Origin of the sequence: Aeromonas popoffii (assembly GCF_000820025.1) — a bacterium.
Classification (GTDB): domain Bacteria; phylum Pseudomonadota; class Gammaproteobacteria; order Enterobacterales; family Aeromonadaceae; genus Aeromonas; species Aeromonas popoffii.
Genome location: NZ_CDBI01000020.1, coordinates 71,422 through 79,836, shown reverse-complemented (window position 1 = coordinate 79,836; position 8,415 = coordinate 71,422). Strand labels below are relative to the sequence as shown.

Annotated in this window: 7 protein-coding genes and 1 pseudogene; 2 read left to right on the top strand and 6 right to left on the bottom strand. The window is 63.2% G+C overall.

Features of this window, described 5'->3' with window-relative positions; translation table 11 throughout:
- On the bottom strand, window positions 1-676 hold a 676-nt coding region (locus BN1129_RS05125), incomplete at its 3' end, for an ABC transporter substrate-binding protein (RefSeq protein WP_042034904.1).
- Window positions 677-834: 158 nt separating this feature from the next.
- Here BN1129_RS05125 and amoD point away from each other — a divergent pair.
- Window positions 835-1,560 carry an amonabactin biosynthesis phosphopantetheinyl transferase AmoD gene (gene amoD / locus BN1129_RS05120; protein ID WP_042034903.1) on the top strand — a complete coding sequence of 242 codons (726 nt, stop codon included), beginning with the start codon at window positions 835-837 and terminating at the stop codon, window positions 1,558-1,560.
- Window positions 1,561-1,635: 75 nt separating this feature from the next.
- Here amoD and BN1129_RS05115 read toward each other — a convergent pair whose 3' ends face one another.
- From BN1129_RS05115 to BN1129_RS05095, 5 genes are all read right to left on the bottom strand, one after another.
- A complete protein-coding gene (locus BN1129_RS05115; protein ID WP_042034901.1) occupies window positions 1,636-2,439 on the bottom strand; it encodes an amonabactin ABC transporter ATP-binding protein in 804 nt (267 codons plus the stop codon).
- Complete coding sequence (locus BN1129_RS05110) at window positions 2,439-3,506, bottom strand: amonabactin ABC transporter permease subunit 1 (RefSeq protein WP_042034900.1); 1,068 nt, start codon at window positions 3,504-3,506, stop codon at window positions 2,439-2,441. Before BN1129_RS05110 ends, BN1129_RS05115 begins: the two co-directional genes overlap by 1 nt.
- 14 nt (window positions 3,507-3,520) lie before the next feature.
- A complete protein-coding gene (locus tag BN1129_RS05105; RefSeq protein ID WP_042034899.1) occupies window positions 3,521-4,537 on the bottom strand; it encodes an amonabactin ABC transporter permease subunit 2 in 1,017 nt (338 codons plus the stop codon).
- Between the two features lie 74 nt (window positions 4,538-4,611).
- Window positions 4,612-6,585 carry a siderophore amonabactin TonB-dependent receptor gene (locus BN1129_RS05100; protein WP_042034898.1) on the bottom strand — a complete coding sequence of 658 codons (1,974 nt, stop codon included), beginning with the start codon at window positions 6,583-6,585 and terminating at the stop codon, window positions 4,612-4,614.
- Window positions 6,586-6,641: 56 nt separating this feature from the next.
- On the bottom strand, window positions 6,642-7,877 hold the full coding sequence (locus BN1129_RS05095) for a siderophore amonabactin export MFS transporter (protein WP_042034907.1): 1,236 nt from the start codon (window positions 7,875-7,877) through the stop codon (window positions 6,642-6,644).
- A gap of 253 nt (window positions 7,878-8,130) precedes the next feature.
- Here BN1129_RS05095 and BN1129_RS05090 point away from each other — a divergent pair.
- Window positions 8,131-8,415 (top strand): annotated as a pseudogene (locus tag BN1129_RS05090) (hypothetical protein); the annotation flags it as partial.

The window sequence follows — 8,415 nt, the reverse complement described above, 5'->3', positions numbered from 1 at the left end:
GGGAGTGGGGGGTCTTGTCGCCGATCTGGTGGGTGGGACGGGTCAGCCCCATCTCTTCCACCACGCTGCTGGCGAAGGTGCCGCTGTGCATGTAACTCGGGCCCTTCGGGTTCCAGCGCACTATGCTCAGGCGCTCGCCCTGATGCTTGGCAAGCTTGCTGCGTGCCTCCTGCAGGCGGGCGTCATACTGGGCGAGGAAGGCCTTGCCCTCGGTGTCCCGGTTCAGCACGTGGGCGCTGCGATTGAAGATCTCCTTCCAGGAGTCGCCCCAGTTGCCGGTGACGACGGTGGGGGCTATCTCTTGCAGCAGAGTAAGTAGCTCGGGTTTGGTCTGGCCGGTCAGGATGAGGTCCGGTTCCAGATCGATCAGCCGCTCCAGATTGGGGTTGTCCAGATCGCCGACCACGGCGATATGCTCGCCCGCCTTGTTCAGCAGGTAGCGGGGCAGTGTGCCCTGACCGCGACCGTTGACGGTGCCGACCGGCTGCAGCCCCAGGGTCAGGGCTGTATCCAGATCGATTTCGCTCAGCACCACGACCCGCTTGGGTTGGGCGGGCACGATCTGGGTCTTGCCATTGGCATCGGTCACCTGACGGGTTTCGGTGTTGGCCTCGGCCTGAAAACCGACCAGGCTGGCGAGTATGAGCGCGGTGGCCAGGGGGGAGGAGATCTTCATCGTTACATCCTTCTTGGTGAAATCAGCGAAAAACCGGGTCCCAAACGGGCGGGCTTATCTTATCACAAATTCAAATGATAAAAGTTGTCATTTGCGTTTGTGGCGTTTGGGAGGGGCGATTTGCTATCATGGCCGCTCTCGAACCAAGGGCCTTTTCGATGTCAATCGCTTCCCTGGCTGCCACATCCCCAGGTAGCTTTATCCTGCATGCCGACAGCCTGCCGCTGCCCGGTTTTGCTGAACTTCCGCTGCAGCGAGTCTGCTTCGATCCTGGCGCCTTCACCCCGGCCTGCTATGAGCAGGCCGGGATCCTGCTGCCTGACAGTTTGCAGCGAGCGGTGCCCAAGCGGCTGGGGGAGTTTCTGGCTGGCCGGCTGGCGGCGCGCCAGGCCCTGCACCGCTTTGGGTTGGCTGATCATGTGGTCGCCATCGGGGCGGCCCGCGAGCCGCGCTGGCCTCTGGGGTTTGAGGGCAGCATCAGCCACAGCCTGCTGCAGGGGCGGGGGATGGCATTGTGCGCAGTACGCCCCGGCCAGGCAGGGATGGGGCTGGATCTGGAGGCCTGGCTGGAAGACGAGCAGGCGTGCGAGCTCTGGCCCGGCATTGTGGATCACATGGAATGGGCGAGGCTGCAGCACTGTCCGCTCGGCCCGGCCCGAGGATTGACCCTGGTGTTCTCCGCCAAGGAGAGCCTGTTCAAGGCGCTCTACCCCAGAGTGGGGCGTTACTTCGACTTTCTCGATGCCCGCTGGCTGACCATGACGGAGCAGACCCTCACCTTCGAACTCAAAAGTGCGCTGACCCCGGAGCTGTCCGCCGGTTGGCACTGCACCCTGCACTGGCAGCGATTGCCGGGGGGCGTGCTCACGACCCTGCTGCTGTGAGCGGTGACAGGGCTCACCATCCCGTTCACGGCGCCAGTCAACAACCGCCATCAAGGCGGTTTTTTGGCCCTTCGCTCAGGCCTGCCGCTGCATGGCAAACGCCTGCGGGCGGCGGCGCGGCACTATGATGGGAGCGCCATCGCCGGGGGCATGCAGTATGTCCACGTCTGTCTGGTAGAGGCGGTCGATGAGCGGTTTGGTCACCACCTCGCGAGCCGGGCCCATAGCCTGGATCTTGCCCTCACCGATGGCGATCAGCTCGTCGCAGTAGCGGGCGGCGGTGGCGAGATCGTGAATGACGATGAGCACCGTTTTGCCCTCGGCGGTGATCTGGTGGATGGCCTCCATCACCTCCGTCTGGTGGCCTATGTCCAGCGCGCTGGTGGGCTCATCCAGCAAGATAATGTCCGCGTCCTGGGCCAGTACCATGGCGAGCCACACCCGCTGGGCCTGGCCGCCGGAGAGGGAGCTGGCGCTCTGCGCCAAAATGTCGCCAAGCTGCATCCGCTCACAGGCCCAGCGCACCATGCGAGCATCCTCTTCACTCCACTGATTGAACCAGCCCTGATGGGGATGGCGGCCGTACTGCACCAGCTGTTCGACCTGAATGCCGGCGGGCACCAGGGGGCGCTGGGGCAGGTAGGCGAGCTCCCGGGCCAGTGCCTTCATGCCGTAACTCTCCAGCGGTTTGCCCTTGAGCAGTATCTCACCGGATTGGGGCTGCTCCTGGCCCGCCAGCAGCTTGAGCAGGGTTGATTTGCCACCGCCATTGGGGCCGACGATGCCAATCAGCTTGCCCTTGGGAATGGTGAAGGAGATGTCGTTGAAGACGGGTTTTTGCTGATAGCCGAAGTGGAGGCGATTTAGGGTGAGGGTCATCAGTCGGTTCTCTGTCTGTCTTTGATCAGAATAAACAGCAGCAGTATGCCGCCAAGAATACGGGTCATGATGCCGGTGGCGACCTCATGGGGGCTGGCCAGCACCCGCACCAGGGTATCGCTCGCCAGCAGCAGCAGGGCGCCGCACAGGGCGGCAATCCACAGCGGCACAATGCGATCCCGGCTCATCCAGGAGGCGAGTATGGGGGCGGCCATGGCGATGAATACCACGGGGCCGCCGATGGCGGTGCCAAGGGCCGCCACCACGATGGCTTGGGCGAGCACGCCGAGTTGCACCCGGTTGACGTTCACCCCCAGGCTCTGGGCGGTGACAGGGCCCAGACGCAGCACACCGAGGGCACGGGAGAGATAAATGATCCAGGGGCAGACCAGCAGGATCAGGATCCCCACCGGCACGACAGTGTTGTAGCCCTGGCCGACAAAGTTGCCCATGTTCCACAGGTAGAGGCTGGTGAGGTGCACCAGCGATTGGGTAGACATCACGAACTGGCCGATGGCGTTCATCAGCTCGGAGACGCCGATGCCGATCACCACGAACAGATAGCCCTGCTCTCCCGGCTTGTTGCACAGGGCGTAGAGCACTGCGGCGGCAAACAGGGCGCCGAGCGGCGCGGCCCACCAGGGCCAGCTGCCGAGGGTGAGATAGAGGGAGAAAACGATGATGGCGAGCGATGCGCCCTCGTTCACCCCTATCATGTCCGGGGTGGCGAGACGATTGCGAATGAGGGTCTGCACCAGACAGCCGGAGAGGCCCATGGCGGCGCCGGCCACCAGCACGGCGACGATGCGCGGCAGCCGGATCTTGAAGACGGTCACCTCATCGAGTCGGCTCCCCTCGCCAAGCAGGGTCTTTACTACCCCCAGCATGGTGAGCTTGCTTGAGCCCAGGGTCAGCGCCAGCAGGGAGAGCAGCACCAGGACCACCAGCAGCCCCAGCGTGATAAGCCAGGCGCGGCGGTGCAGCAACAGGGTGCGGCTGCCGAGGCGCAGGCAGAGGGTGCCGGAGGGAAGGGAAGCGTTCAGCGATGTGTTCATTGAATTGTTCATGAGGCAGGGTGACCTTATTTGACGGCCAGCAGGGAGCGGAAGCCGCCGCTGCGCACCACCATGATGAGCACAGGGGCGCCGATCAGCGCCAGGATCACCCCGTTGGGCAGCTCGAACGGCTGGATCAGCCAGCGGGCCAGGATGTCGGCGCCGAGCAGGAACAGCACGCCAAACAGGGCGGAGAAACGCACCTGGATGGCGAGGCGCACCGGCTCCACCAGGCGGGCGCAGTAGGCGGCCAGAAAGCCGACGAAGCCGATGGGGCCGGCAATGGCGATGGCGCAGGCGGTAAACAGGGTGGCGGCCAGCAGCACGCCGATCCGCACCCGGGTCGGTCGTATGCCGAGGGCCTGTGCCTGGTTGTCTCCCATCTGCATCAGGGTGAGCTGGCGGCAGAGCGCCAGGGTCAGCAGCAGACCGGCCAGGGCGAAGGGCACCACGGTCAGCACGGCGTCGAGATCCGAGGCCGCCAGAGACCCCAGGTTCCAGAAGCGGAACTGCTCCAGCACCACCTTGTTGGAGAGCAGCAGGAAGTTGGAGAGGCCGCCAAAGGTGGCGGAGAGGGCGACCCCCACCAGGATGAGTTTGAGCGGGTTGGAACGGCCCACCATCAGGCCGAGGCCCAGCACGATGAGGTTGCCAAGCAGGGCCCCCATGCCGGACCAGAGCAGATAACCGTAGGCCGATTCGACCCCGAAATAGGTCAGCCCTATCACCAGTGCGAAGACGGCGCCGGCGTTGACGCCGAGCAGGCCGGGCTCGGCCAGCGGATTGCGGGTAGCACTTTGCAGCATGGAGGCCGCCAGCGCGAGACAGACGCCCACCACCAGTGCACACAGGGTGCGGGGCAGACGCAGGGTATGAATGATCATGGCGAGCTTTTGGTCGGCCATGAGGGCGGGATCGCCCAGCAAAAATCCGGCGACCTCGCGGCCACCATAGACACCGGCCCCCGTGGCCAGTGACAGACAGATCAGCATGAACAGGAGAACAACTCCCAGCCAGAACAGCTGTGTTTGGTGTCTGAGCACCCGGATACTCCTTATTGTCGAGGCGATAAAAACGGAAAAAGGGAGCCCTGTCGGCAGGGCTCCCGAACGGAGGATTACAGCTTGTAATTCACCCCTGCATAGACGGTGCGACCTTCCAGAATGAAGTCGGCGTCGGTGGCGACCTGGTCACGCTGGGTGCTGGTCAGATTGGTGATGCCGAGTTTGAAGTCGAGCGCTGGCGTGACTGTCCAGTTGGTGTTGAGATCCAGAGTCTGATAGTGCTTGGACTTTAACGCCTCGGAGTTGTGCATCGGCACCTTGATGAACTGACTGCCTACGTATTGCCAGGCCAGGTGCGTGCTGACGATCTCGGTGGCTTGCCAATCCAGGCTGAGGTTGCCGGTGTGATCCGGGGTTTTGGTCAGATCGTCACCCGTGCTCTTGTCTTCGGAATCCAGCAGGCTCCAGTTACCGGTCAGCTTGACATCGTCTCGCACATCGACCCAGCCGGTCAGCTCCAGCCCTTTCACTCGCGCCTTCTTGACGTTGAGGTAGGTCATGACGCTCGGACGGTAGCCCGGGCCCCACTGATCGCTCTGGATCAAGTCCTCGATGTCGTTGTGGAAGCCAGTCACCCCTGCGCCGAAACGCTCGCTCTCGTAGGCGGTGCCCAGCTCATAGCTGACGGCGGTTTCCGGTTGCAGGTTCGGGTTGCCGACCACCTTGCAGGCGCCACGGCAGGCCGTGGTGGCGAAGCCTTCGCTGGACTGGGCCAGGGTCGGTGCCTTGAACGCCTTGCCGGCGCCCCCCTTGATCACCCACTCGTCGCTCAGCTTGTAGAGGGCATAGGCGCGCGGGCTGAACTCGTTGCCATAGGTTTCATGGTGGTCGAGGCGGCCGCTCAGGGTCAGCGCCAGATCCCCCAGGCTGAATTCGTCCTGCAGATAGAGGGCGCTCTGGCTCGCATCCACGCTGCCGTTGGCGATGCTGCGGCTGTGCTCCAGCTCGGTGTTGCGCAGCTCGGCGCCCGAGGTCAGCAGGTGATCCCCCAGATAGCCGCTCAGCTGGCCATCGACCGTGTGGTTGGTCTGGGTGACATCGGCGGCGCCGCCATTGAGCTGGGAGTCATCCATCAGATCCGTCTGTTCGAAGTAGTAGCGGGCACGGCTATCAACGTGCTGCCAATGGCCGTTGTGGGTCACACCCAGGCTCAGGCGTTCGAGCTTTTGCACGTTATGCGGAGTCGCCGGCGCCGTCGGGGCACGGGGCACATTGTTGAAGTAGCTGTCCATGTCGTTCTGGTTGTAGCCCAGATCGAAATCGATATCCTGATTGTCACTGACCAGCCACTTCAGGCTGGAGAGCACGTTGACCACTTCCCGTTTTTCCAGCGCATCGGCATCCGGGTTGTTGGACTGATCGCTGTGCCAGCGGTCACGCTGATAGCCTTCCACCACCACACTGCCGAGCAGCTTGTTGTCGATGAGGGCACCGGAGACAAAGGCGCTGCCCTGGTTGGCATCGCCACCGTCGCCCTTGGTGGGCATGGTGTGGGTGTAGCCGAAGGCCGCTTCTGTCTTCTCTCTGGCCTGGCGCAGGATCACGTTGACCACGCCACCCAGCGCATCGGCACCGTACAGGGAGGAGACGGGGCCCCGGATCACCTCGATGCGCTCGATGGCGGCCATGGGGATGGAACTCAGGTCGAAGTCGTTGCCGTAGGCGCTGCCCAGGGTCTCGCGGGCGTTGACCCGCTTGCCGTTGATCAGCAGCAGTGTGTAGTCACCCCCCAAGCCGCGGATCTTGATCTCGTTGCGGCCGGTGGGGTTGGTGGCAATGATGTTGACGCCAGGTACGCGCCTGAGGGCATCGCCGATGTTGTTGACGTTCATCCTGTCCAGATCTGCACGGGTCACCACGAAGACGCTGGCTGGGGCGGACAGCTCGGTGTGTTGGGTCTGGGTGGCGGTGACCACCATGGTCTCGTTGGCTTTGACCGATTCTGCCTGGGCCAGGCCCGGCAAGGCAAACAGGCCGAGGGAGAGCAGAATCGGGTTCAAACGAAATACGCCATGCTGCAACTGCATTGTCAAAACTCCATGAATAAACAGAGGTTATGGGGTTCGGCTCTGGGGCCGGTAGCTCACTGACTTCCCTGTCTGGCGGTACCAGACGCGGGGTTATTGTTATTCCTTGTCTGCGCCAGCCCCTTGAGCAAGCGCCAGACACCGCCGCAGGCCAGCAGGCCACAGCCAATATTGATCCAGGCGAGCCCAGCAAAGCCGTGCAGGGCACCCGTGCTGTCCGAGACGAGATACCTTGCCGAGAGCAGGCTGCCTAGCCCGGCCGCCACGTTGGTCACCGTGCCCTGGAAGGACATGAAGGCGGCGCGCTGATGGGGTGCCGGAATGGCCGCCGTGATAGCCAGGGTGGTGCTGGAGCGGGCCGAGCTCAGCGCCATGAAGAGGGTAAACAGCAGGTAGATGGGCACGCCAACGGGGGCGGCGAAGCCGAGCAAGGTGATCAGGGCCAGCAACAGGCTGGTGATCAGAATGGCGGCCAGCGCCCGGCCTTGATCTATCCAGCTGCCGCACACACGCATAGTCGCCATGCTGGCAAGACCGCCAAACAGGTAGAGCGCGGCGATCTGCTCGCGGGGGAAGGCGAGGTTGAACTGGAAGTAGTTGGCAAAGTGCGGGATCAGCAGGAAGTGACCGAACATCTGTAAGCAGAGAATGAGTAGGGCGCCCTGGCATAGCGGCGATCCCAGCAGCTGGCGCAGCCCGCTGCCGTGGGGATAGCGGGTGACCGGCAGGGAGGGCAGCAGCAGGGCGCAGAGCAGGGCCAGCAGCAGGCCGCCAGCGCCAAACAGCAGGAAGGGGCTCTGCCAGCCGAGCCATTGGGACAGCACCAGGGCGATGGGCACTATCAGGATGGCAGCGAGCGAGAAGGCCATACCAACATAAGCGAGGCGGCGGCCCCGTTCGGCGGTTGGTACCAGATCCAGCACGGCGGCCATCAGGATGGCGGAGAGGGGCCCGGCCACGCAGCCCGACAGAATGAACAGTATCAACAGCTGCTGGCTGTGCTGGACCAAGGCACAGGCCATCAGCAGCAAGAAGCGCAGGGTCAGCAGCACCAGCAGGGCGGGTTTGCGGTTGACGCGATCGAGCCAGGGGGCAGCAATGAGCCCCATCAGGGCCGCGCCCAGGGTGGCACCGCCGCTGAAATAACCGGTCTGCTCCGGTTGCATGCCGAGGCTGATGACCAGATCCGGCCCAAGGGGCATCACCATCATCATGCTGCCCATGGAGAGCATATTGATCAGCATCGCCAGATGGATGATGGCAGGGGTGGGAGTGGCGGTAACAGGCTTCATCAGCAGGTGGCTCGAAAAAATGAGACCGAATTGTATCCGAGCGACTTTTTGGTGACAACAAATGGTAATCATTTTTATTTGTGTTATTCGATCTATCTCGGTCCTTTTGGCTCGCAGGCTGTCAAGGGGGGCTCTGGTCCATGCAGCCATCGCTTGTGGGGGCTACGTCATTGAAAAGTGAGGCAGATGGATCATGATGGTGATAGCCAGACTGGCAGAGACGGTGAGCCGGGTCCCCGGACAGGAGAGAGAGATGAAAAAGTGGCGTTGGAGCGGGATCTTGTTGCTGTGCGGGCTCTGGTGTCTGCCGCTGCGGGCCGAGGTCAAGGTGATCCCGGTATTCGAGGCCGAGGCCATGGTGCAGACCCTCAAGGAGATCTACCCGGATATCGGGGTGAGTGCCATGGGCAACCAGCTGGTGCTGAGCGGCAGTGTGGCCCAGTTGCAAGAGGCCGAAGCGACCCTGGCCAAACTCAACCAGCCGCCCCAGAGCCTGCTTATCGAATGGCGGGTGGATGGCGCCGCAAGCGGCCAGCAG